The organism is Bradyrhizobium sp. LMG 9283 (assembly GCF_045571415.1).
In the GTDB taxonomy this organism is placed as follows: Bacteria; Pseudomonadota; Alphaproteobacteria; order Rhizobiales; family Xanthobacteraceae; genus Bradyrhizobium.
The window spans coordinates 2,762,669-2,784,957 of sequence record NZ_CP120691.1; the positions used below are offsets into that span (position 1 = coordinate 2,762,669).

The 22,289-nt window shown below is 64.6% G+C and carries 22 protein-coding genes and 1 other RNA gene; 15 read left to right on the forward strand and 8 right to left on the reverse strand.

Going from position 1 to position 22,289, the window contains the following annotated elements:
* Window positions 1-234: 234 nt before the first annotated feature.
* The 7 genes from P6U29_RS12845 to ssrA all read right to left on the reverse strand — a co-directional run bounded on the left by P6U29_RS12845 (window position 235) and on the right by ssrA (window position 5,764).
* Window positions 235-2,106: a ferrous iron transporter B gene (locus P6U29_RS12845; protein ID WP_407117931.1), complete on the reverse strand. Its 1,872-nt coding sequence runs from the start codon at window positions 2,104-2,106 to the stop codon at window positions 235-237.
* Between the two features lie 35 nt (window positions 2,107-2,141).
* Window positions 2,142-2,417, reverse strand: coding sequence for a ferrous iron transport protein A (locus tag P6U29_RS12850; protein WP_407117932.1), 276 nt, complete (start codon window positions 2,415-2,417; stop codon window positions 2,142-2,144).
* Window positions 2,418-2,533: 116 nt separating this feature from the next.
* Window positions 2,534-2,785, reverse strand: coding sequence for a ribbon-helix-helix domain-containing protein (locus P6U29_RS12855; RefSeq protein WP_025038043.1), 252 nt, complete (start codon window positions 2,783-2,785; stop codon window positions 2,534-2,536).
* Window positions 2,782-2,970 carry a DUF4169 family protein gene (locus P6U29_RS12860; protein ID WP_407117933.1) on the reverse strand — a complete coding sequence of 63 codons (189 nt, stop codon included), beginning with the start codon at window positions 2,968-2,970 and terminating at the stop codon, window positions 2,782-2,784. The genes P6U29_RS12855 and P6U29_RS12860 overlap by 4 nt, the downstream gene beginning before the upstream one ends.
* A 267-nt stretch (window positions 2,971-3,237) precedes the next feature.
* Window positions 3,238-4,671: a class II fumarate hydratase gene (fumC, locus tag P6U29_RS12865; protein WP_407119308.1), complete on the reverse strand. Its 1,434-nt coding sequence runs from the start codon at window positions 4,669-4,671 to the stop codon at window positions 3,238-3,240.
* 89 nt (window positions 4,672-4,760) lie between these two features.
* Window positions 4,761-5,279, reverse strand: coding sequence for an SspB family protein (locus P6U29_RS12870; protein ID WP_407117934.1), 519 nt, complete (start codon window positions 5,277-5,279; stop codon window positions 4,761-4,763).
* A gap of 118 nt (window positions 5,280-5,397) precedes the next feature.
* Window positions 5,398-5,764, reverse strand: a transfer-messenger RNA (tmRNA) gene (gene ssrA / locus P6U29_RS12875).
* 435 nt (window positions 5,765-6,199) lie between these two features.
* On the opposite strand from ssrA, the gene P6U29_RS12880 reads away from it, so the two are divergent.
* The 10 genes from P6U29_RS12880 to P6U29_RS12925 all read left to right on the forward strand — a co-directional run bounded on the left by P6U29_RS12880 (window position 6,200) and on the right by P6U29_RS12925 (window position 15,703).
* The gene (locus P6U29_RS12880) at window positions 6,200-6,961 is read left to right on the forward strand and encodes a tripartite tricarboxylate transporter TctB family protein (protein ID WP_407117935.1); all 762 of its coding nucleotides are present in this window, start codon (window positions 6,200-6,202) and stop codon (window positions 6,959-6,961) included.
* Between the two features lie 7 nt (window positions 6,962-6,968).
* On the forward strand, window positions 6,969-8,483 hold the full coding sequence (locus P6U29_RS12885; RefSeq protein WP_407117936.1) for a tripartite tricarboxylate transporter permease: 1,515 nt from the start codon (window positions 6,969-6,971) through the stop codon (window positions 8,481-8,483).
* Window positions 8,484-8,611: 128 nt separating this feature from the next.
* Window positions 8,612-9,592 carry a tripartite tricarboxylate transporter substrate-binding protein gene (locus P6U29_RS12890; RefSeq protein ID WP_407117937.1) on the forward strand — a complete coding sequence of 327 codons (981 nt, stop codon included), beginning with the start codon at window positions 8,612-8,614 and terminating at the stop codon, window positions 9,590-9,592.
* A 186-nt stretch (window positions 9,593-9,778) separates the two neighbouring features.
* Window positions 9,779-10,573, forward strand: coding sequence for a thymidylate synthase (locus P6U29_RS12895; protein ID WP_407117938.1), 795 nt, complete (start codon window positions 9,779-9,781; stop codon window positions 10,571-10,573).
* Window positions 10,574-10,578: 5 nt separating this feature from the next.
* Entirely contained in the window at window positions 10,579-11,064 is a 486-nt protein-coding gene (locus tag P6U29_RS12900) for a GNAT family N-acetyltransferase (RefSeq protein WP_407117939.1), read from the forward strand.
* Window positions 11,064-11,576: a dihydrofolate reductase gene (locus P6U29_RS12905; protein WP_407117940.1), complete on the forward strand. Its 513-nt coding sequence runs from the start codon at window positions 11,064-11,066 to the stop codon at window positions 11,574-11,576. Before P6U29_RS12900 ends, P6U29_RS12905 begins: the two co-directional genes overlap by 1 nt.
* A 153-nt stretch (window positions 11,577-11,729) precedes the next feature.
* The gene (hflK, locus tag P6U29_RS12910; RefSeq protein WP_129144000.1) at window positions 11,730-12,866 is read left to right on the forward strand and encodes an FtsH protease activity modulator HflK; all 1,137 of its coding nucleotides are present in this window, start codon (window positions 11,730-11,732) and stop codon (window positions 12,864-12,866) included.
* The gene (gene hflC / locus P6U29_RS12915) at window positions 12,863-13,759 is read left to right on the forward strand and encodes a protease modulator HflC (RefSeq protein WP_407117941.1); all 897 of its coding nucleotides are present in this window, start codon (window positions 12,863-12,865) and stop codon (window positions 13,757-13,759) included. Before hflK ends, hflC begins: the two co-directional genes overlap by 4 nt.
* Before the next feature lie 71 nt (window positions 13,760-13,830).
* On the forward strand, window positions 13,831-14,037 hold the full coding sequence (locus P6U29_RS12920; RefSeq protein WP_407117942.1) for a DUF2065 domain-containing protein: 207 nt from the start codon (window positions 13,831-13,833) through the stop codon (window positions 14,035-14,037).
* Between the two features lie 142 nt (window positions 14,038-14,179).
* Window positions 14,180-15,703: a Do family serine endopeptidase gene (locus P6U29_RS12925; RefSeq protein ID WP_407117943.1), complete on the forward strand. Its 1,524-nt coding sequence runs from the start codon at window positions 14,180-14,182 to the stop codon at window positions 15,701-15,703.
* Window positions 15,704-15,909: 206 nt separating this feature from the next.
* On the opposite strand, the gene serB is transcribed toward P6U29_RS12925, so the two are convergent.
* Window positions 15,910-16,815, reverse strand: a complete 906-nt coding sequence (gene serB, locus P6U29_RS12930; RefSeq protein ID WP_407117944.1) for a phosphoserine phosphatase SerB — start codon at window positions 16,813-16,815, stop codon at window positions 15,910-15,912.
* Between the two features lie 39 nt (window positions 16,816-16,854).
* Between serB and miaA the strand changes: the two genes are divergently transcribed.
* The 5 genes from miaA to P6U29_RS12955 all read left to right on the forward strand — a co-directional run bounded on the left by miaA (window position 16,855) and on the right by P6U29_RS12955 (window position 22,264).
* Window positions 16,855-17,769 carry a tRNA (adenosine(37)-N6)-dimethylallyltransferase MiaA gene (gene miaA / locus P6U29_RS12935; RefSeq protein WP_407119309.1) on the forward strand — a complete coding sequence of 305 codons (915 nt, stop codon included), beginning with the start codon at window positions 16,855-16,857 and terminating at the stop codon, window positions 17,767-17,769.
* A 328-nt stretch (window positions 17,770-18,097) separates the two neighbouring features.
* Complete coding sequence (locus tag P6U29_RS12940) at window positions 18,098-19,873, forward strand: acetolactate synthase 3 large subunit (RefSeq protein WP_407117945.1); 1,776 nt, start codon at window positions 18,098-18,100, stop codon at window positions 19,871-19,873.
* A gap of 154 nt (window positions 19,874-20,027) precedes the next feature.
* Window positions 20,028-20,999 (forward strand): threonine dehydratase, encoded by a 972-nt coding sequence (locus P6U29_RS12945; protein WP_407117946.1) that lies wholly within the window; start codon window positions 20,028-20,030, stop codon window positions 20,997-20,999.
* 23 nt (window positions 21,000-21,022) lie between these two features.
* Window positions 21,023-21,565, forward strand: coding sequence for an acetolactate synthase small subunit (gene ilvN / locus P6U29_RS12950; protein WP_027572493.1), 543 nt, complete (start codon window positions 21,023-21,025; stop codon window positions 21,563-21,565).
* A gap of 3 nt (window positions 21,566-21,568) precedes the next feature.
* Entirely contained in the window at window positions 21,569-22,264 is a 696-nt protein-coding gene (locus tag P6U29_RS12955; protein ID WP_407117947.1) for a class I SAM-dependent methyltransferase, read from the forward strand.
* Window positions 22,265-22,289: the final 25 nt, after the last annotated feature.

Here is a 22,289-nt window from a genome sequence, read left to right on the forward strand (position 1 = left end):
ACCAAAATGCCGAGTTCTTGCTCAGTCTCGACGGGTCAACCGAGCAGAGTTCGTAGCCCGGATGGAGCGAAGCGCAATCGGGGAATCTTGAACTCTGACGTACTCCCCCCGATCTCGCTTGCGCTCCATCCGGGCTACGGTCGAATGATTTCTTGCCTGCGGGTAACCCATTGATTTCACAACCCCCGTCTACTGTGCATGGGGTTGTTTTCGCAGTTTTTGTTCTGGAAGGCGCTAGCCCGCCCCCAGCGCGACCGCGACGTTGTACGTCACGAGACTCGCCGCATAAGCCAGCACCAGCATGTAGGTGAAGGTCGCACCCATCCATCCCCAGCTTCCGGTCTCGCGCCGGATCACGGCGAGCGTGGAGGCGCATTGCGGGGCGAAGATGTACCAGGCCAGCATCGACAGGGCGGTTGCGAGCGACCATTTGGTCGCCAGCACCTGGCCGATCTGCTCGGCCGCTTCCTTGCCGCCTTCGATCGCATAGACGGTGCCGAGGGCTGCGACCGCGACCTCACGGGCCGCCATGCCGGGGATCAGCGCGACCGCGATCTGCCAGTTGAAGCCGACCGGCGCGAGCAGCGGCGCGAGCGACTTGCCGATCATCGCCGCCAGGCTGAAGTCGATGGCGGGCTCGGTGCTGCCTGCCGGCGGCTGCGGGAACGAGGCCAGAAACCAGATCAGCACCATCATCGAGAAGATCGTGGTGCCGGCGCGCACCAGGAACATCTTGGCGCGGGTGTAGATGCCGATCGCGATCGATTTCAGCCGCGGCACCTTGTAGTCCGGCAGCTCCAGCATGAACGGCGCCGGCGCAAAGTCGCGCAGCATGAAGAATTTGATCAGGAACGACACCAGCAGCGCACTGGCGATGCCGATGGCGTAGAGGCCGAACATCACGAGGCCCTGGAGGTTGATGAAGCCCCAGACGTCCCTGGCGGGAATGAAGGCAGAGATGATCAGCGTGTAGACCGGAATGCGCGCGGAGCAGGTCATCAGCGGCGCGATCAGGATCGTGGTCAGCCGGTCGCGCTTGTTGTCGATCACGCGCGTCGCCATGATGCCGGGAATGGCACAGGCAAAGCTCGACAAGAGCGGAATGAAGGCGCGGCCGTGCAGGCCGGCGCCGCCCATGATGCGGTCCATCAGGAACGCGGCGCGCGCCATGTAGCCGAAATCTTCCAGCAGCAGGATGAACAGGAAGATGATGATGATCTGCGGCAGGAACACGATCACGCTGCCGACGCCCGAGATCACGCCGTTCTGAAGGAAGCTCTGCAACAGGCCGTCGGGCAGGGCGTTGTGGACCAGTTCGCCCAGCGCTTCGAAGCCGGATTGCAGCAACTCCATCAGCGGCTGCGCCCAGGCGAACACCGCCTGGAACATCACGAACAGGATCAGCGCGAGCACGATGAGGCCACCCACTGGATGCAGCACCACGGCGTCGATCCGCGCTGTCCAGGTGTCGGGGCTGGCAGGCAGGCTGACGCAGTCGGCGATGATGCGGTCGGCCTCGCGCTGGGTGGCGCGCAATTCGCTGACGCTGAGCGCGCGCCAGCTGTTCTCCTGTGCCTCAGTGACAAGCTTGGCCGAGATCTCGTCGGTCAGCGCCAGCAGGTCGGCCGTGCCGCCCTTGCGCACCGCGATCGAAGTGACCACGGGCACCCCGAGCTCCTTGGCGAGCCGCACGACGTCGACCGTGACGCCGCGGCGGCTCGCGATGTCGAACATGTTGAGCACGAGGATCATCGGCCGTCCGGTGCGCTTGAGCTCGAGCAGCAGGCGGATGGTCAGGCGCAGATTGGTGGAATCGGCGACGCATAGCACGAGGTCGGGCACCGTCTCGCCGGTGGCCTTGCCGAGCACGAAGTCGCGGGTGATCTCCTCGTCAGGGCTGCGGCCGCGCAGCGAGTAGGTGCCGGGCAGGTCGACCACCGAGACTTGGCGCCCCAAGGGGGTGACGAAGAAGCCTTCCTTGCGCTCGACGGTGACGCCGGGATAGTTCGCGACCTTCTGCCGGCTGCCGGTGAGGGCGTTGAACAGCGAGGTCTTGCCGCTGTTTGGCGTGCCCACCAGGGCGAGATGCAGCAGGGGTAATTCCATGTATCAAGGCCCGGGATAAGGCGTCCCGTCGCGGTCTAAGCGACGATGATGGCCATGGCTTCGCGACGGCGGACCGCGATGGTGATGCTGTCGACCCGCACGGCGATCGGGTCGCGCCCGACCAGCCCCTCATGCAAGATCTCGACCCGGGCGCCCTCGACGAAGCCGAGTTCGATCAGGCGGCTCTCGAGCTCGACATCCGAGAGCGCCGAGCCCGCCTGCTTGGCGGCAAGGTGCTGGATGACGCCGGTATAGCCACGCTGGGCCAGACCCAGCGGCATATGCGAACGCGTGTCAGTGGTGTCGGTCATGCCCTGTATTTTCAACGCAGGGCATTGAGGTCAAGCGCGCGCGCCCGCCGAAGCTGCATCTTAGAGTGATTTTAAAGTGCAGAGGCCGGGGCGCCGTCGAGGACGCCCCCTGACGGCTATTGCGCCGGGACCTTGTCCGGCTGGGCAGCCATGGCGCGGCTCTTGAAGTAGTCCAGGACGAAGAGACGGATCGCCGACGACAGATTGCCCTGCTGGCGGTTGTTGTCGATCTCGCCGACCAGCTCGGACAACGTCATGTTGCGCAGGCCGGAGATTTCCTTCATGCCGTTCCAGAACGCCTCTTCCAGGCTGACGCTGGTCTTGTGACCGGCGACGACGATCGATCGTTTCACGACCGGCGACTTCATGGCTGCTCCTCGCGATCGATCCGGTGCTGGTCCAGATGCTCCTTGGCCTGGTCCGCCCGCTTCTCCTCCGCCGACCGTTCCGCCTTCGTGCGCCCGAATTTCGCCCGGTTGGCGTCCGCCTGCTTCGCCGAGGCTTCCCGCTGGGCGCGCTTCCTGAAACGATTCAGGTTGATGACGTTCCCCATGCCGCGTCTCCATCATCCGCTCCTCTTCAGGTAGGATGAAACATTCAGAAACAGGGTGCCGCGTTGCGCCCTGCAAGACTTGATCGCCATTCGCTCGTCCTCGTCAATCGGCCCCTTGGGGTATGAAACGATGATTTCGCCCCCTCGAGGGCAGAGGGCTGCGTAGCACCCCGCCCCGCCGCAACATTGACGGTAATCAAATCCCGCCAGCAAAGCCGCATATTTTTGGGCGCCGAGCGTCCGTATCATTACGGAGCCTATCGGAATTTATCCCGGGCTGGTCATCTTCTCCGGGCGTACCAGGCGGTCGAACTCCTCCGCCGAAACGAAGCCGAGCCGCAGCGCCTCCTCCTTCAGCGTGGTGCCGTTGGCATGCGCCGTCTTGGCGACCTTGGCGGCGTTGTCGTAGCCGATCTTCGGAGCCAGCGCCGTCACCAGCATCAGCGACCGCTCCATCAGCTCTTTGATGCGCTTTTCGTCGGCGCGGATGCCGCTGACGCAATGCTCGGTGAAGGAGCGTGCGGCGTCCGCCAGCAGGCGGATCGAGTGCAGCATGTTGTAGGCCAGCACCGGCTTGTAGACGTTGAGCTCGAAATGGCCCTGGCTGCCGGCGACGGTGATGGCGGTGTGATTGCCGAACACTTGGCAGCACACCATGGTCATCGCCTCGCACTGCGTCGGATTGACCTTGCCCGGCATAATCGAGGAGCCCGGCTCGTTCTCCGGCAGGATCAATTCGCCGAGGCCCGAACGCGGGCCGGAGCCGAGCAGGCGGATGTCGTTGGCGATCTTGAACAAGCCGGTCGCGACCGAATTGATGGCGCCGTGCGCCAGCACATAGGCGTCGTTCGAGGCCAGCGCCTCGAATTTGTTGGCGGCGCTGGTGAAGGGAAGCTTCGTGATCCCGGCAACGTGCTTTGCGAACAGTCTTGCAAAGCGCGGTTTCGAGTTGAGGCCCGTGCCGACGGCAGTGCCGCCCTGCGCCAGCGGATAAAGGTCCTTCACCGCGACCTTGAGCCGGGCGATGCCGCTTTCGACCTGCGCGGCATAGCCGGAAAATTCCTGGCCCAGCGTCAGGGGCGTCGCATCCTGGGTATGGGTGCGGCCGATCTTCACGATCTGCGAAAAGTCCTTTTCCTTCTTGCGCAGCGCGCGCAGCAGCTCGCCGAGGGCCGGGACGAGATCGGCATTGATGCGGCTTGCGGCCGCGATGTGCATCGCGGTCGGAAACGAGTCGTTCGACGACTGGCTCATGTTGACGTGGTCGTTGGGATGGACCGGCTTCTTGGCGCCGAGCTCGCCGCCGAGCAGCTCATTGGCGCGGTTGGCGATCACCTCGTTGAGGTTCATGTTGCTCTGCGTGCCGGAGCCGGTCTGCCACACGACAAGCGGAAAATGATCGTCCAGCCTGCCCTCGATCACCTCGCGCGCGGCGCGGATGATGGCATTGGCGCGGCGCTGGTCGAGCAGGCCGAGCTCGAGGTTGGACTGCGCGGCGGCGAGCTTGACGATGCCGAGCGCATGCACGAGCGAGATCGGCATGCGGTCCGTGCCGATGCGGAAATTCTGACGCGAACGCTCGGTCTGGGCGCCCCAGTAGCGATCGGCGGGCACCTCGATCGCACCGAAGCTGTCGGTCTCGGTGCGGGTCGCGGGGCGGGCGGTCTTCGAGCGGGAAGCTTTGGCCATGAGCACATCCATTCCGCCGCGCGAAACGCCGCGCGGCCTTTTCATGTGCTTCTCTATACAGGCAGTTAGGCCGTGTGCGACGGGCTCGGGCCCAACCTAGATCATTTCTTGCGGAAACGATCGAGCCGCACGACTTCGGCGCCGCCCTGGCTCGGCGGGGGCGGTTCATCGGCAGCTTCTGTCTTTTCCATGGCAGGTGCCGGGACCGATACGGCCGACGGCGCGGGCGCTGCCGGCAAATTCTCGGGTGCGACCTCGGCGACGTCGGAGGTGTCGAACTGGAGGCCAAACTTCACGGACGGATCGAGGAAGCTCTTGATGGCACTGAACGGCACCACCAGCCGTTCCGGAATGCCGCCGAAGGACAGGCCGACCTCGAAGCGGTCCTCGAGCACGGTCAGGTCCCAGAACTGGTGCTGGAGGATGATCGTCATCTCGTCCGGATACTGCGCGAGCAGCCGCGGCGACAACTTCACGCCCTCGGCCTTCGATACGAAGGTGATGAAGAAATGGTGCTCGCCCGGCAAGCCATGGGCTGCGGCATCGGTCAGCACCTTCCGCAGCACGCCGCGCAGCGCGTCGCGGGCCAGCACATCGTATCGGATATGATCGGTCGCCATGGTGGTCCTGTTGCATCCCCGAAGCCAGACCCTGCCGGCCCGACTCGTCAAGCCGCAATAGTACCGCGCCTGACGGATGAGCAGGAGTCCCCGCCGGGGAAGAAATCTAAAGAGTTAAAGTGGAGGCTTCTGTTGCCAGGTGCCTCCGAACCCCGCCTAGCGGAGCTTAACCCGCTAGGACTTTAGAGTGGTCTTTCAAACTGCGTTACGCAGCCTGAGCAACCGGAGCAAAGTTGTCGTTGGCAACTATTGCAGTAGCCCGATAACGGCGGAACAATACCGGGAAAAAGTTCGCCCTTTACGCCCTCGTCGATCCTATTTCGCCCCCGCCAAAGCCCGCTTCCGGGGATGCCCGATGGTGGGCTTTGGTGGAGGCGCCGGGTACCGCCCCCGGGTCCGAATGGTTTATTGCGACGACCGTTTATTTCCATAGCCGGCGAACCGGCACGGCTAATATAGGGGGCAAAGCTTTCGAAAAACAGGGGTTTCGAGCGAATTGACTGCGGTTCCTCGGAATCGGCTCCGGGTCGTTTGGTCGCGGCTTGATCCGGGTTCTAAGCTCCTGGCATGTCCACAGATCCAGGACCGGCCGTCCAGACGATCTCGCCACGCGCGCCTAGGCCTCGTCGCGCTGTTTCTGGCCCTCGCCCGGATGTCGCTGGCCGGGTTCGGCGATTGTCGAGCAACGCCGGTGTCGCTGTTCGCACCGGCGGCCCTACGGCTGCGGTGCCCGAGATGGTTGCGGTAATCGCATCGGTCTCGCGCATCAATCCACTCTGGCTCTTGCTCGCTGGAGGCGTGTTGGGTTTTGCTGGCATTGTGTGATGAAAATCGCTAGGCAGTGATCCGGGCGGGGTATCCAGTTCCAGCCGATTTAGAACAACAGTGCTCGTGACTTACGGGTCGCGGAGGAGACAGGCATGGCCGACACGATGGGCCACTCAGCGACAGCCACCCGAAACACCCGGTTGGCGCTCGGCTTTTGTCTGCTGGCGATTGCGCCGCAGATTTTCGAATTGATCTGGTCGATCGGGACGATCTTCGGCTGGGGCGCCGGCCGCGGCCCGGCGGCGGTCGTCACCAGTCACGCGACGGCGCTGTTCGCCGGCGCGCCCAGTGCCATATTCGGTTCGTTCGGTGGAGGCACAAAGAAGGCATCGTCCGAGGTGCTGCTCGCGCTGATCTATTCCTACCCGCTGTTCGTGGTGGCGATCCTCACGCTGTTCATGACGATCCGGTCGGCCCAGGACTATGTCGGAGGCGTCGTCCTCATGGCGGTTGCCCTGTTCGCGCTGTGGGCAGGGAGCGACCTGCAGGGCATGCGTGGCTTCTCCTTCGGTGCGGGCACCGCGCCACGTATGTTCGGTGGGCTCTTGGTCGCCCTGTCTGCCGGCATCGCGTTGACGGGCCTCGTGACCGAGGGAGCGGCGCTCGCCCATTATTCCTGGCGTGGACCGCTGTTCGTGATGGCGGCGATCCTCTTCTTCGCGCTTGCGATCCGGTCGCTGGGCCTCGTGGCCACCGCCTTCGCCAGCTTCATGATCGCGGCGACGGGCTCGCACGAGACGCGCTGGCTGGAAGCGGCCATCGTCGGCGCCTGCCTGACGCTCGGTTGCGCAATCCTGTTCCCCTACGTGCTCGGGCTGCCGATGCCGATGTTTCCGCGTTTCCTGATCCAGTGAGGGCGTGATGGATATCTTTGCCAACCTCGCTCACGGCTTCGCCGTCGCGTTCTCCCCGATCAACCTCCTGATGTGCCTGATCGGCGCCCTGGTCGGCACGCTGGTCGGCGTTCTCCCGGGCATCGGCACCATCGCGACCGTCGCGATGCTGCTGCCGATCACCTTCGGACTGCCGCCGGTCGGCGCACTGATCATGCTCGCCGGCATCTATTACGGCGCCCAATATGGCGGCTCGACCACGTCGATCCTGGTCAACATACCCGGTGAGGCGACGTCGGTCGTCACCGCCATCGACGGTCACCAGATGGCGAAGCAGGGTCGCGCCGGCCCGGCGCTTGCGATCGCCGCGATCGGCTCGTTCTTTGCCGGCTGCGTCGCGACCGTCTTGATTGCCATCCTCGGCGCGCCGCTCACGAAGCTCGCGCTGGCCTTCGGTCCGGCCGAGTATTTCTCTCTGATGGTGCTCGGCCTGATCTTCGCGGTCGTGCTCGCCAAGGGCTCGGTGCTGAAGGCGATCGCGATGATCGTGTTCGGCCTTTTGCTGTCGATGGTCGGCTCGGATATCGAGACCGGCGCCTCGCGCATGGCCTTCAACATTCCGGAGCTCGCCGACGGCCTCGGCTTTGCGACTGTGGCGATGGGCGTGTTCGGCTTTGCCGAGATCATCCGCAACCTCGACCACGGCGCCGAGATGAACCGCGACCTCGTGCAGCAGAAGATCACCGGCCTGATGCCGACCAGGAAGGATCTGGCCGACTCGACGCCGCCGATCCTGCGCGGCACCGTGCTCGGCTCGATCCTCGGCATTCTGCCGGGCGGCGGGGCGGTGATCGCCTCGTTCGCGGCCTATACGCTCGAGAAGAAGCTCGCCAAGAACCCGTCGCGCTTTGGTCGCGGCGCGATCGAGGGTGTGGCCGGCCCGGAGAGCGCCAACAATGCCGCAGCCCAGACCTCGTTCATCCCGCTGCTCACCCTCGGCATCCCGCCGAACGCGGTGATGGCGCTGATGGTGGGCGCGATGACCATCCACGGCATCGTGCCCGGTCCGCAAGTGATGCAGAAGCAGCCCGACCTCGTCTGGGGCATGATCGCTTCGATGTGGATCGGCAATCTGATGCTGATCATCATCAACCTGCCGCTGGTCGGAATCTGGGTGCGGCTGTTGCGCGTGCCGTACCGGCTGATGTTCCCCTCGATCGTGATCTTCTGCGCGATCGGCATCTATTCGGTGAACAACGCGCCGGTCGACGTCATCCTCGCCGGCGTGTTCGGTCTCGTCGGCTACTGGCTGATCAAGCACGATTTCGAGCCGGCCCCGCTGCTGCTCGGCATGGTGCTCGGACCGCTAATGGAGGAGAACCTGCGCCGGGCGCTGCTGATCTCGCGCGGCGACTGGAGCGTGTTCCTGACGCGTCCGTTGTCGGCGGTGCTGCTGGCGGTCGCGGCGAGCCTGCTTGTCCTTACGGTGCTACCGGTGTTACGCGCCAAGCGTGACGAGGTATTCACCGAATCCGAGAATTGAACGCCGCCCTGCGTCCGCGCGCCGCATTCGGAAGTCGAATCGACTTGAGTGACGGCTTCGTGAAATGAAAATGCCGGCCTTTGGGCCGGCATTTTGTTTGTGGCCCAAAGGGATTACAGGGGATCGACATGACCTTCATTCGCGCGCTCGCGGGCGCATGTGCCGTAGCGCTCGCATCGCTGGGCGCCTTTGCTGCGCCGGCTGAGGCGCAAATCTACCCGACGCGCAGCATCACCACGATCGTGCCTTTCGCGGCCGGCGGCCCGACCGACGTGATCGCGCGCATCGTCACCGGGCACATGGCGCAGACGCTGGGACAAAGCATCATCATCGAGAATGTCGTCGGTGCCGGCGGCACCACCGCGACCACACGCGCTGCGCGCGCGGCCAATGACGGCTACACGCTGATCACCGGCCACATGGGCACCCATGCAGCATCGGTGCCGCTCTATCCGAAGCTCGCCTATCATCCCGAGAAGGATTTCGAGCCGATCGCGCTGCTCGCGGGCACGCCGATCCTGATCCTCGCGCGCAAGGACTTGCCGCCGAAGGACCTCAAGGAGTTCGTCACCTATGTGAAGGCGAATGCCGAGAAGGTGAACGCCGCGCATGCCGGCGTCGGCTCGGTCTCGCACGTCTCGTGCGAGCTGCTGCACTCGATCCTCAACGTCAAGCCGGTCGGCGTGCCCTTCAATGGCACGGGCCCCGCGATGAATGCGCTGGTGGCGGGCCAAGTCGATTACATGTGCGACCAGATCGTCAATGCCGTGCCGCAGATCAACGCCGGCACGATCAAGGCCTATGCTATCGCAACACCAGAGCGCAATCCGTCGCTGGCGAACGTGCCGACGACGGCGGAAGCGGGCTTGCCGACGTTCCAGGCCCAGGCTTGGAACGCGATGTTCGCCCCGAAGGGAACCTCGCCTGCAATCGTGGCGAGCTTGAACGCTGCGGCCGTCAAGGCGCTCGATGACGAGACCGTGCGCAAGCGCCTGCTCGAGCTCGGCAGCGTCATTCCGGCTCGTGCGGACCGCACGCCGGAGGCGCTGGCAGCCTTGGTCAAGAGCGAGATCGCGAAGTGGACCCCGGTGCTCAAGCCGGCAACTTAGGCAACGCAATCAAGCTGATAGGCAGAAGGGCGGGACGTCGGTTCCGCCCTTGTCGTTTGTGCCGGGAACACTCATTTTTCCGGGTATAATCGATGGGAGCAGCGAATCGCCGCTGTCGCAGCACGGGGGTGGCCGTTAAGTTCGCCGCCTCCCCGAAGGCTCCCGTCTTCTTGAGGTTTTTGGCACATGCACCAGTATCAGGACCTGCTCGAGCGGATTCTTTCGGACGGCGCCGAGAAGACCGACCGGACGGGCACCGGCACGCTCTCGGTGTTCGGCCACCAGATGCGCTTCAATCTGTCCGCCGGCTTCCCGATGCTGACCACCAAGCGGCTGCCGCTGAAGGCGATCGTGCACGAGCTGCTCTGGTTCCTGAAGGGCGACACCAACATCAAATATCTGCGCGACAACGGCGTCACCATCTGGGACGAATGGGCGGACGCCAATGGTGATCTCGGCCCGGTGTACGGCCATCAATGGCGCTCCTGGCCCACGGCCGACGGGCGCAGCATCGACCAGATCGCCAATGTCGTCGACATGATCAAGCGCACTCCAGATTCCCGCCGGCTGATCGTCACGGCCTGGAATCCGGCCGACGTCGAGAAGATGGCGCTGCCGCCGTGCCACCTGCTGTTCCAGTTCTATGTCGCGAACGGCAAGCTGTCGTGCCAGCTCTATCAGCGCTCGGCCGACGTCTTCCTCGGCGTGCCCTTCAATATCGCCTCCTACGCGCTGCTCACCATGATGGTCGCGCAGGTCACCGGCCTGAAGCCCGGCGACTTCGTGCACTCGCTCGGCGACACCCACCTTTACTCCAACCATCTGGAGCAGGCGCGGCTTCAGCTCACCCGCGCGCCGCGCGCGCTGCCGGTGATGCGGATCAACCCTGATGTGAAGGACATCTTCTCGTTCCGCTACGAGGACTTCGAACTCGTCGGCTACGATCCGCATCCGCATATCAAGGCGGACGTCGCGGTCTAGCGCAGATGTCGGTCAACATCCGCCGCGCGCGCTCCGGCGAATCCGGGCTCGTTCTTGCGTTCATCCGCGAGCTCGCCGAGTACGAAAAGCTTTCGCACCAGGTCGAGGCGACCGAGGCTGACATTGCGGAGGCGCTGTTCGGCGAGAGACCGCAGCTCTATTGCGCGATCGCCGAGTGGAACGGCGAGCCGGTCGGCTTCGCGGTGTGGTTTGCGAATTTCTCCACCTTCAGCGGCCGCCACGGCATCTACCTCGAAGATCTCTACGTGCGGCCGTCGCATCGGGGCAGGGGCCTCGGCAAGGCGCTGCTGGCCTATCTCGCCAGGGAATGCGTCGAGAACGGCTGGTCGCGTCTGCAATGGGCGGTGCTGGACTGGAACGCGCCGTCGATCGCGTTCTACAAATCGCTCGGCGCGGTCATGATGGACGACTGGACGCTGTGCCGCGTCACCGGGCCGGCGCTGACGCGGCTTGCCGGGAGTGCGCCCTGATGGAGATCGTCTTCGTCGTCGCCATCGCCGAGAACGGCGTCATCGGCGCGGGCAATGCGATGCCGTGGCGATTGAAGTCCGACATGGCGCGCTTCAAGGCGCTCACGATAGGCAAGCCGGTGATCATGGGCCGCAAGACCTTCGAATCCCTGCCCCGCCGTCCCCTGCCGGGCCGCACCAATATCGTCATCACGCGCGATGCGGCCTATCGCGCCGCAGGTGCCATCGTCACGACATCGGCGGCGGATGCGGACGCGGTTGCGCGCGGCGATGCCCTGCGGCGTTCGGTCACTGAGGTCGCGGTGATCGGCGGCGCCGAGATCTTTCGGCAATGGCTCGCTCGCGCCGATCGCCTCGAAATCACCGAAGTGCATGCGCGGCCCGACGGTGACACGCATTTCGACATCGACAAGGCGGAGTGGGACGAGGTGACCCGCGTCCGTCATCCCGCCGGGCCCGACGACAGCGCCGACTTCTCCTATGTGACATATCGTCGGCGGGCGGGCCATTAACCGCATTCGTTAATGTTTACATTGACTTTTTCGTGCCCAAGCATAGCTCGGAAGATGGCCAAGGCCGCGTTGTAAGGGACCTGCCTGTCCCCTATAAAGCCGGACCGGACAAAGCGGGCGGGGGCAATTCCACCCTGCCGAGGAGAGCGTCGAATGCCGTGGAAGAATCAGGGCGGTGGCCCATGGGGCTCGGGTCCAAAGGGACCATGGGGCTCAGGTCCGCAACCGGTCGGGCCGAGGCCGCCGGATCTGGAGGATCTTCTGCGGCGCGGCCAGGACCGCCTCCAGCAGATCATGCCGGGTGGCTATTTCTCCGGCATCGGCATCACGCTGATCATCCTGCTGATCGTCGCATTCTGGCTGCTGTCGGGCTTCTTCCGCGTGCAGTCCGAAGAACTCGGTGTCGTGCTGCGTTTCGGCAAGCATGTCCGCACCGTGCAGCCGGGCCTGAACTATCATCTGCCTTATCCGATCGAGACAGTGCTGCTGCCCAAGGCGCTGCGCGTCAACACCATCTCCATCGGTATGACGCTGATCGAAGATCCGGCGCGTCGCGGCCGCTCCATACGTGACGTCCCGGAAGAGAGCCTGATGCTGACCGGCGACGAAAACATCGTCGACGTCGACTTCACCGTGCTCTGGCGCATCAAGCCGGACGGCGTCGGCGATTTCCTCTTCAATATCCAGAATCCCGAAGGCACCGTGAAGGCGGTCGCCGAGAGCGCGATGCGCGAGGTGATCGGCCGCTCGCAGATCCAGCCGATCCTGACCGGAGCGCGCAACGTCACCGAGCAGGGTGTGCAGGAACTGATCCAGCGAACCCTGGACAGCTACGGAGCGGGCATTCAGATCACCCAGGTGCAGATGCAGAAAGTCGATCCGCCGGCGCAAGTGATCGATGCCTTCCGCGACGTGCAGGCGGCGCGCGCCAATCAGGAGCAGTTGCAGAACGAAGCGCAGACCTACGCCAACCAAGTCGTGCCGCAGGCGCGCGGACGCGCGGCCAAGATCCTGCAGGATGCCGAAGGCTACAAGGAGCAGGCGGTTGCCGAGGCCAAGGGCCAGAGCGCGCGCTTCCTGAAGATTTACGACGAATACAAGAAGGCGCCCGACGTGACGCGCGAACGGATCTACCTGGAGACGATGGAGCGCGTGCTCGGCGGCGCCGACAAGCTCGTCTATGACGGCGGCCCCTCAGGCCAAGGCGTCGTGCCCTACCTGCCGCTTCCCGAACTCGCGCCCAAGCGGACACCTATGACCGGTCCGCAGTCGAGCGGAGGCAGCCGATGAGGTCTCCGGTTACAGGTTTCGCCACGCTGCTCGGGCTGCTCCTGGTCTTGATCGTGGCCTATATGTCGCTGTTCACGGTGCAGCAGACGGAGCAGACCATCGTGCTCCAGTTCGGCAGGCCCGTCGACGTCGTCACCGCGCCCGGCATGCATTTCAAGGCACCGTGGAATTCGGTGATCAACATCGACAAGCGGATCCTCGACTTGGAGAACCCGTCGCAGGAAGCGATCGCGTCCGACCAGAAGCGGCTCGTGGTCGATGCCTTCGCGCGCTATCGCATCAAGGACGCGCTGCGCTTCTATCAGAGCGTCGGCTCGATCCAGGCCGCCAACATCCAGCTCACCACGCTCCTCAACGCGGCGCTGCGCCGCGTGCTCGGCGAGGTCACCTTCATCAACGTGGTGCGCGACGACCGCGAGAAGCTGATGCTGCGCATCCGCGACCAGCTCGATCGCGAGGCCGACGGCTACGGCATCCAGGTCGTCGACGTCCGGATACGCCGCGCCGACCTGCCGGAACAGAACAGCCAGGCAGTCTATCTGCGCATGAAGACCGAGCGTGAGCGCGAGGCCGCCGAGTTCCGTGCACAGGGTGGACAGAAGGCTCAGGAGATCAAGTCCAAGGCCGACCGTGAGGCGACCGTCATCATCGCGGAAGCCAATTCGCAGGCTGAGCAGACCCGCGGCGCGGGCGATGCCGAGCGCAACCGCCTGTTTGCGGAAGCCTATGGCAAGGACGCCGACTTCTTCGCATTCTACCGGTCGATGACGGCCTATGAGAACGGGCTGCGTGCGAGCGACACCCGCTTCCTGCTGCGGCCGGACTCGGATTTCTTCCGGTACTTCGGTAACCCGTCCGGCAAGACGGCAACCGAGACGCCGGCGAAGCCGTAAGCTAGACAAGGGCGGCGGATCTCGCCGCCCTTTGTCCAGACAAGAACAGCATACCGGGAGGTTCCATTCCGATGAGGTCCATTGCGTTCGCCGACTTCCTCATCGGCCTAGGCATCCTGTTCGTGCTGGAAGGCTTGTTGTTCGCGGCCAGTCCCAACTGGATGCGCAAAGCCATGAAGAGCGCCATCGCCACGCCGGACAACATCCTGCGGGCGGTCGGGATCGGCTCGGCCGTGGCCGGCCTGGTCCTGATCTGGGTTATGCGGCGCCCGATTTAGGTGTCAGGCCAACGCCAAAGTGAAGGCGCCGGACCGGTTTTCGCCCTATTATCGGGCTCTTGAGGCCCGTTAAGCTCCGCGCTTGCGCCATGCCCCCGTTCGAGCGCAGTCTGGCGCCGAATCCCTTTGTCTGGAGATCACAATGACCGCTGCCACCACTGCCCCGTCCCGCTCGCGCCGTCGCGTGCGACTTGGTGTGCGAATTGGGCTGGCCGCGCTCGCCGTCGGTGCTTTCAGCGCGTTCGGCACGCCGGCCCATGCGCGCGGACCGGATGGCATCGCCGACGTCGCCGAGAAGGTGATCGACGCGGTCGTCAACATCTCGACCTCGCAGACGGTCGACGCCAAGGGTAGCGGCAGCAACACCATGCCGCAATTGCCGCCCGGCTCGCCGTTCGAAGAGTTCTTCGACGACTTTTTCAAGAACCGCCGGGGCCCCGGTGGCGGCAAGGGCGGCGAGCGCGGCGACAACAACCCGCCGCGCAAGACCAACTCGCTCGGAAGCGGCTTCATCATCGACACATCGGGCATCGTCGTCACCAACAACCACGTCATTGCGGACGCCGACGAGATCCATGTCATCCTCAACGACGGTACCAAGATCAAGGCCGAGCTGGTCGGGGTCGACAAGAAGACTGATCTCGCCGTACTTAAGATCAAGCCGCCGAAGCCGCTGGTCGCGGTGAAGTTCGGCGACTCAGACAAGCTGCGCCTCGGCGACTGGGTGGTCGCGATTGGCAACCCCTTCAGCCTCGGGGGCACGGTGACCGCTGGCATCGTCTCGGCGAAGAACCGCGACATCTCCTCAGGGCCATATGACAGCTACATCCAGACCGACGCCTCTATCAACCGCGGCAATTCCGGCGGTCCGCTGTTCAACCTCGACGGCGACGTCATTGGCGTCAACACGCTGATCATCTCCCCCTCCGGCGGTTCCATCGGCATCGGCTTCGCCGTACCGTCAAAGACGGTGGTGGGCGTGGTCGACCAGCTCCGCCAGTTCGGCGAGTTGCGCCGTGGCTGGCTTGGCGTGCGTATCCAGAGCGTCACCGACGAGATTGCCGAGAGTCTCAACATCAAGCCTGCGCGCGGTGCGCTGGTCGCCGGCGTCGATGACAAGGGCCCGGCCAAGCCCGCCGGCATCGAGCCCGGCGACGTCGTCGTCAAGTTCGACGGCAAGGACGTCAAGGACCCGAAAGACCTGTCGCGCGTCGTCGCCGACACGGCGGTCGGCAAGGAGGTCGATGTCGTCATCATCCGCAAGGGCCAGGAAGAGACCAAGAAGGTCACGCTCGGCCGCCTCCAGGATCCCGAAAAGGTGCAGGCTGCGGTGAAGACTGACGAGCCGGCGCCGGAGAAGCTGGTGACTCAAAAGGCGCTCGGCCTTGATCTCGCAACGCTGAACAAGGATCTGCGCACGCGCTACAAGATCAAGGACAGCGTCAAAGGCGTGGTGGTCACCAACGTCGACGCCAATTCGGACGCCGCCGAGAAGCGCCTGTCCGCCGGCGATGTCATCGTCGAGGTGGCGCAGGAGACGGTGTCGAGCGGCGCCGACATCCAGAAGCGGGTCGATCAGCTCAAGAAGGACGGCAAGAAATCGGTGCTGCTGCTGGTCTCCAACGCCGACGGCGAGCTGCGGTTTGTCGCGCTGAGCGTGCAGTAGGGAGCTGTTCGCGCCTCACACTCAAACTGTCGTGCCCCGGCTTGACCGGGGCATCCAGTGCGCCGCGGCTTCTCCGTATCCTCGCATGGTCTTTGGAATACTGGGTGCCCCGCTTGTCGCCTTCGCTAAAGCTTCGGCGCCCCCTGGGCCTCAACCCCGGCGAAGCTTGGCGTAGCCGGGTCGCGGGGCATGACAGCGGGAGGAAGTTAGCCCTCCACGAACTCGTCCCGCCGATACCCCTGCGCATAGAGCAGCGCGGTAAGATCGCCGTGATCGATCCGCGCAGCTGCCGCGGCTGCCACGGCCGGCTTGGCGTGATAGGCTACGCCGAGCCCCGCCGCCTGGATCATCCCGAGATCATTGGCACCGTCGCCGACCACGACCGAGTCGAGGTCGTCGAGATCGAACGACTCCATCAGGTCCACCAGCGTCGCGAGCTTTGCGGCGCGGCCGAGGATCGGCTCCTTCACCTCGCCGGTGAACTTGCCGTCGCGCACGACGAGCTCGTTGGCGCGGTTCTCCTGAAAGCCGAGCTTGGCGGCAACCGCGGTCGTGAATAGCGTGAAACCACCCGAGACGAGGCAGGTGTAGGCGCCATGGGCGCGCATGGTCGCGACCAGCTCGCGGCCACCCGGCGTCAGCGTGATGCGCTTGGCCAGCACCTCATCGACCGCGCTGGCGGGCAGGTCCTTGAGCAACGCGACGCGCTCGCGCAGCGCCGGTTCGAACTCGATCTCGCCGCGCATCGCACGCTCGGTGATGGCGGCGACATGCGCCTTCACCCCGACGAAATCGGCGAGCTCGTCGATACATTCCTGGCCGATCATGGTGGAATCCATGTCAGCGAGAAAAAGCTTCTTGCGCCGGAAACCGACTGGCTGCACGACGATGTCGATGGGCAGGTCGCCGCGGAGCTCGCGCAACCGCTGCTCGATGGCGTGGCGGTCGCCTTCGAGGTTGCTGTCGACGCCGAAGGGAATGTCGACCGCAACCCCGTCGAACAGCCAGTGCGCGGGAGCTGCCTGAGGCAGCACGGCGCGGGCGCCGTCGACGATGGTCGAGTCGAGCGCGGGATTGTCAGGGTTGCAGATCAGCGTGGCAACGAGGGACATTTTGAGGTTTTCGTGAGCGAGGGGCATTCAGGCAAGGCCATGCTTATCGCAGGCCCGACCGCCAGCGGCAAGTCGGCGCTGGCGCTCGAGCTTGCGCTCGCGACCGATGGTGTCGTCATCAATGCCGATTCCATGCAGGTCTACCGCGATCTGCGCATCATCACGGCGCGGCCGACAGCGGCGGATGAGGCGCTCGTGCCGCATCGCCTCTATGGCCATGTCGATGCCGCCGTGAACTTCTCGGCTGGTGCCTGGGTAAGCGACGCGGCGAAGGCGCTCGATGAAGCAAGGGCTCTGGGACGTCTGCCGATCTTCATCGGCGGCACCGGGCTCTATTTCAAGGCGCTGACGGCGGGCCTCTCCGTGGTGCCGCCGATCCCTGCCGAGGCGCGCGATGATGTGCGCGCGCGGTTGGAACGGAACGGCGTCGAGGCGCTGCACGCGGAACTCGCGCGCCGCGATCCGCGCGCGGCCGAGCGATTGAACTTGCGCGACCGCACCCGGATTGCGCGCGCGCTCGAGGTGATCGAGGCAACCGGGCGTTCGCTGCTCGACTGGCAGCAGGAGGGGCAGCCACCGCTGCTGCCGAAGGACAGCTTTCGCGCGGTGTTTCTCGCCCCCGAACGCGACGAGCTGTATGCCCGCATCGATGCCCGCTTCGATGCCATGCTGGGTGCTGGTGCGCTGAGGGAGATCGAGCGGCTCGCCGCCAGACATCTCGATCCGCTGCTGCCGGCGATGAAGGCCCATGGGGTGCCGGCCTTGATCCGGCATCTGCGCGGCGAGCTGAGCCTGGAGGAGGCCGCCGGAATCGGCCGGGCCGATACCCGCCATTATGCCAAGCGCCAGTTCACCTGGTTCCGGCACCAATTGCCGGAATTCGAATGGGTGAGGCCGGATGAGGCGAGGGGGTGGCTGACCGCGATCGTGAGCGCGACTGAGGACCCTGGCTGACACGCTTTTGTGCCCGGGTTCCCGAATTTACCTCTCGCCGAACCCCGGGAACACCGCTACATTCCGGAAATCGCGCGGGAACGGCCGCATTGCCTTGACATCCGGGCTTTGGCCGCTATGTTTCGCGCAACCTTTGGGAAGCCGAGCGCCTGCCATGCGTAACATTATTACCATCCTCCTTATCGCCGTCGTACCCAGGCACACCGCCGGGGGTGGCTAGCTGCCATCCATAAGACAGGCGGTGTGCGTGGGCCCTCTTCGGGGCCTTTTTTATTTCCCGAACCCGACACGAATGAAGCGCTGGCAACAGCGCATCCGGAGCAAGCCAATGAGCGACAAGAGCCACGATCCGAACCAGATGACCGGCGCCGCAATGATCGTCCGTGCGCTGATCGATCATGGCGTGACCGACATTTTCGGCTATCCCGGCGGCGCGGTGCTTCCGATCTATGACGAGATCTTCCAGCAGAGTCAGGTTCAGCACATCCTGGTTCGTCACGAGCAGGGCGCGGGCCATGCCGCCGAGGGCTATGCGCGCTCGACCGGCAAGCCGGGCGTTGCGCTGGTGACCTCCGGTCCCGGCGCTACCAACATGGTGACGCCGCTCACCGACGCGCTGATGGACTCCATTCCGCTGGTCTGCATCTCCGGCCAGGTGCCGACGCATCTGATCGGCAACGATGCGTTCCAGGAATGCGATACCGTCGGCATCACGCGTCCCTGCACCAAGCACAACTGGCTGGTGCGCGACGTCAATGATCTCGCCAAGGTGCTGCACGAAGCCTTCTATGTCGCGACTTCAGGCCGTCCGGGCCCAGTGCTGGTCGACGTTCCCAAGGACGTTCAGTTCGCAACCGGCACTTATCATCCGCCGCGCAAGTCCGACGTGCACCGCTCCTACGCGCCGCGCCTGAAGGGCGATGCGACGCAGATACGCAAGGCTGTCTCGCTGCTCGCGAATGCCAAGCGTCCCGTGATCTACAGCGGCGGCGGTGTCATCAATTCCGGCCCCGAGGCGACCAAGCTGCTGCGCGAGCTGGTCGAGGTCACCGGTTTTCCGATCACATCGACGCTGATGGGCCTCGGCGCCTATCCGGCGTCGGGCAAGAACTGGCTCGGCATGCTCGGCATGCACGGCACCTACGAGGCCAACATGACCATGCATGATTGCGACGTCATGTTGTGCGTCGGCGCGCGCTTCGACGACCGTATCACCGGCCGCGTCGATGCGTTCTCGCCGGGCTCGAAGAAGATCCACATCGACATCGATCCGTCCTCGATCAACAAGAACATCCGGGTCGATGTGCCGATCATCGGCGATTGCGGCAACGTCCTCGGCGACATCCTCCAGGTGTTCAAGGCGGAGGCGAAGAAGCCCGACATCAAATCGTGGTGGCAGCAAATCGCGCAGTGGCGCGCCCGCAACTCGCTCTATTACAAGAAGAGCAACGACGTGATCCTGCCGCAGCACGCGATCCAGAGCCTGTTCGAGGCGACGCGCGGCAAGGACACCTACATCACGACCGAGGTCGGCCAGCACCAGATGTGGGCAGCGCAGTTCTACGGCTTCGAGGAGCCGCATCGCTGGATGACATCTGGCGGTCTCGGCACCATGGGCTACGGCCTGCCGGCCGCGGTCGGCGTGCAGGTGGCGCATCCGGACAGCCTCGTGATCGACATCGCGGGCGATGCCTCGGTGCAGATGACGATGCAGGAGATGTCGACGGCGATTCAGTACGAGCTGCCGATCAAGATCTTCATCCTCAACAACCAGTACATGGGCATGGTGCGCCAGTGGCAGCAGCTGCTGCATGGCAACCGCTTGTCGCATTCCTACTCCGAAGCGCTGCCGGACTTCGTCAAGCTCGCGGAAGCCTATGGCGCCGTCGGCCTCCAGGTGCACAAGCCGGCCGATCTCGATGGCGCCATCAGGGAAATGATCTCGGTCAAGCGACCGGTGCTGTTCGACTGCCGCGTCGCCGCGCTCGAAAACTGCTTCCCGATGATCCCCTCTGGCAAGGCGCATAACGAGATGCTGCTGCCGGAGCAGGCCAACGACGAGGCCACGGCCAAGGCGTTCGCGGGCGGCAAGGCGCTGGTGTGAGCGCGATGATTACAAACTCCGCTGTCATCGCCCGGCTCGACCGGGCGATCCAGTACGCCGCGGCCTCGCGATCAATCTCGCGGGCCTCTGGAATACTGGATTCCCGCTTTCGCGGGGATGACTGCTGTCTGGGAGCGTCGATGGAAGGGCTCCAATGTTCGACCTGAAGGAGCTCGAGCGCGCACATGCGATCGTGGGGCGGGCGGTGCCGGCAACGCCGGCGCATGCCTGGCCGCTGCTCGCCGAGCGCCTCGGCACCGAGGTCGTGGTCAAGCACGAGAACCATACCCCGATCGGCGCCTTCAAGGTGCGCGGCGGGCTCGTCTATCTCGAACGGCTGAAGCGCGAGCGGCCGAACACGCCGGGCATCATCTCGGCGACGCGTGGCAACCACGGTCAGAGCCTGGCCTTTGCCGCGGGGCGCCACGGCGTGCCGGCGGTGATCTATGTGCCGCGCGGCAACTCGGTCGAGAAGAACCGCGCGATGAAGACCTTCGGCGCCGAGCTGGTCGAGCATGGCGAGGATTTTCAGGCGGCGGCCGAAGAGGCTCAGCGGCGCGCCCAGTTTACCGGCCTGCACATGGTGCCGTCGTTCCATCCCGATCTCGTGCTCGGCGTCGCCACCTACGCGCTCGAGTTGTTCCGCTCCGCGCCCGATCTCGACATCCTCTACGTGCCGATCGGGCAGGGCTCCGGCATCTGCGGCTGCATCATGGCTCGCGACCTGCTCGGCCTGAAGACGGAGATCGTCGGCGTGCAGTCGACGGAGGCGCCGTCCTATGCGCTGTCGTTTGCGGCCGGAAAGATCGTTACGACCGAGACCAGCAACACGCGTGCCGACGGCATGGCGACGCGCATTCCGGACGCGGATGCGTTCGCGCTGATCCGCAAGGGCGCCTCGCGCATCGTAGAGGTCACCGACGACGAGGTCGCAGCCGCGATCCGCGCCTACTGGACAGACACCCACAATCTCGCCGAAGGCGCGGGTGCAGCTGCGCTCGCCGCCGCGCAGCAAGAGAAGAGCAAGATGAAGGGCAAGCGCGTCGGTCTTGTGCTGTCCGGGGGCAACATCGATTTCGATCTGTTCCGCCGTTGGGTCGGGACGGATGCGCCAGCGATGGCGTGACGGAGAGACAAGAGGGGACGACAATGAACCAGCCCGCATCCGCCTATTTCATCGAGGACCGTCACGATCCCAACGAGACGCACACGCTCGCCGTGCTCGTGCAGAACGAGCCGGGCGTGCTCGCGCGCGTCATCGGCCTGTTCTCGGGCCGCGGCTACAACATCGAGAGCCTCACGGTTTCGGAGACCGAGGCGCAGAAGCACCTGTCGCGCATCACCATCGTCACGACGGGCACACCGATGGTGATTGAGCAGATCAAGCACCAGCTCGACCGCATGATCCCGGTCTATCGCGTCGTCGACATGACCCAGACCAAGCGCTCGATCGAGCGCGAGCTGGCGATGGTGAAGGTGCGTGGCCAGGGCGAGCATCGGGTCGAGGCGCTCAGGCTGGCGGACGCGTTCCGCGCCCGCGTGATCGACGCCACCACCGAAAGCTTTGTGTTCGAGATCACAGGCAATACGGACAAGATCAATCAGTTTATCGACCTGATGCGCCCGCTCGGCCTTGTCGAAGTGTCGCGCACCGGTGTTGCCGCGATCGGCCGCGGGCCTGAAGGGATGTGAACCATGCTGGCGCGCGACTGGTACTATAACGAGCGGAACCGGATGGGGATCGAGCCCGCTGTGGCATCGATCTACGACAACCATGACGATGCCGATCTGCGGGCGCGCGCCGCGCTGAAAATGCTCGGGGTCCAGCGCGGTTGGCGCATTGCCGATATCGGCTGCGGCAACGGCGTGCTTGCGACCGAAGCCGCGCTGATGGGTGCCGAGGTCGACGCCATCGACATCTCGCCGGCGATGCTGGCGCTCGCCGAGATCTACGCCCGCGACCGCAAGGCGCCGGTTCGCACCCAGTCCGCAGGCCTGCTCAGCTTCGCCTACCGTCCGGAGTCCTACGACCTGATCGTCAGCGAGTTCACGCTGCACCATCTGCCGGATTTCTGGAAGGCGGTGGCGATGTCGCGGATCTATCGCGCCCTGAAGCCGGGTGCGAGCTTTTACTTGCGCGACATCGTCTATGCGTCGATGCCTGACGCTGTCGAACGCGACGTCGAGCAATGGGCCGATTTCCAGATCAAGAACCACGATTTCGCGCGGGAGAGCGTAGTGACGCATATGCGCGACGAATATTCCACCTTCGGCTGGGTGATGGAGCGGATGCTGACCGACGTCGGTTTCGCGCTGGTCTCGGCCGACTACCACGCCCCCATGCACGGCACGTATCTGCTGCGGAAACCGAAAGCCGGCGATCAAGGTTAGACCAGAACAACAACAGGGCTGCACG

What these genes read in the sequence shown, in the direction of transcription:
- P6U29_RS12845 (WP_407117931.1), bottom strand. Translation starts at nt 2,106, where the DNA reads ATGGAATTACCCCTGCTGCATCTCGCCCTGGTGGGCACGCCAAACAGC.
- P6U29_RS12850 (WP_407117932.1), bottom strand. Translation starts at nt 2,417, where the DNA reads ATGACCGACACCACTGACACGCGTTCGCATATGCCGCTGGGTCTGGCC.
- P6U29_RS12855 (WP_025038043.1), bottom strand. Translation starts at nt 2,785, where the DNA reads ATGAAGTCGCCGGTCGTGAAACGATCGATCGTCGTCGCCGGTCACAAG.
- P6U29_RS12860 (WP_407117933.1), bottom strand. Translation starts at nt 2,970, where the DNA reads ATGGGGAACGTCATCAACCTGAATCGTTTCAGGAAGCGCGCCCAGCGG.
- fumC (WP_407119308.1), bottom strand. Translation starts at nt 4,671, where the DNA reads ATGGATGTGCTCATGGCCAAAGCTTCCCGCTCGAAGACCGCCCGCCCC.
- P6U29_RS12870 (WP_407117934.1), bottom strand. Translation starts at nt 5,279, where the DNA reads ATGGCGACCGATCATATCCGATACGATGTGCTGGCCCGCGACGCGCTG.
- P6U29_RS12880 (WP_407117935.1), top strand. Translation starts at nt 6,200, where the DNA reads ATGGCCGACACGATGGGCCACTCAGCGACAGCCACCCGAAACACCCGG.
- P6U29_RS12885 (WP_407117936.1), top strand. Translation starts at nt 6,969, where the DNA reads ATGGATATCTTTGCCAACCTCGCTCACGGCTTCGCCGTCGCGTTCTCC.
- P6U29_RS12890 (WP_407117937.1), top strand. Translation starts at nt 8,612, where the DNA reads ATGACCTTCATTCGCGCGCTCGCGGGCGCATGTGCCGTAGCGCTCGCA.
- P6U29_RS12895 (WP_407117938.1), top strand. Translation starts at nt 9,779, where the DNA reads ATGCACCAGTATCAGGACCTGCTCGAGCGGATTCTTTCGGACGGCGCC.
- P6U29_RS12900 (WP_407117939.1), top strand. Translation starts at nt 10,579, where the DNA reads ATGTCGGTCAACATCCGCCGCGCGCGCTCCGGCGAATCCGGGCTCGTT.
- P6U29_RS12905 (WP_407117940.1), top strand. Translation starts at nt 11,064, where the DNA reads ATGGAGATCGTCTTCGTCGTCGCCATCGCCGAGAACGGCGTCATCGGC.
- hflK (WP_129144000.1), top strand. Translation starts at nt 11,730, where the DNA reads ATGCCGTGGAAGAATCAGGGCGGTGGCCCATGGGGCTCGGGTCCAAAG.
- hflC (WP_407117941.1), top strand. Translation starts at nt 12,863, where the DNA reads ATGAGGTCTCCGGTTACAGGTTTCGCCACGCTGCTCGGGCTGCTCCTG.
- P6U29_RS12920 (WP_407117942.1), top strand. Translation starts at nt 13,831, where the DNA reads ATGAGGTCCATTGCGTTCGCCGACTTCCTCATCGGCCTAGGCATCCTG.
- P6U29_RS12925 (WP_407117943.1), top strand. Translation starts at nt 14,180, where the DNA reads ATGACCGCTGCCACCACTGCCCCGTCCCGCTCGCGCCGTCGCGTGCGA.
- serB (WP_407117944.1), bottom strand. Translation starts at nt 16,815, where the DNA reads ATGTCCCTCGTTGCCACGCTGATCTGCAACCCTGACAATCCCGCGCTC.
- miaA (WP_407119309.1), top strand. Translation starts at nt 16,855, where the DNA reads ATGCTTATCGCAGGCCCGACCGCCAGCGGCAAGTCGGCGCTGGCGCTC.
- P6U29_RS12940 (WP_407117945.1), top strand. Translation starts at nt 18,098, where the DNA reads ATGAGCGACAAGAGCCACGATCCGAACCAGATGACCGGCGCCGCAATG.
- P6U29_RS12945 (WP_407117946.1), top strand. Translation starts at nt 20,028, where the DNA reads ATGTTCGACCTGAAGGAGCTCGAGCGCGCACATGCGATCGTGGGGCGG.
- ilvN (WP_027572493.1), top strand. Translation starts at nt 21,023, where the DNA reads ATGAACCAGCCCGCATCCGCCTATTTCATCGAGGACCGTCACGATCCC.
- P6U29_RS12955 (WP_407117947.1), top strand. Translation starts at nt 21,569, where the DNA reads ATGCTGGCGCGCGACTGGTACTATAACGAGCGGAACCGGATGGGGATC.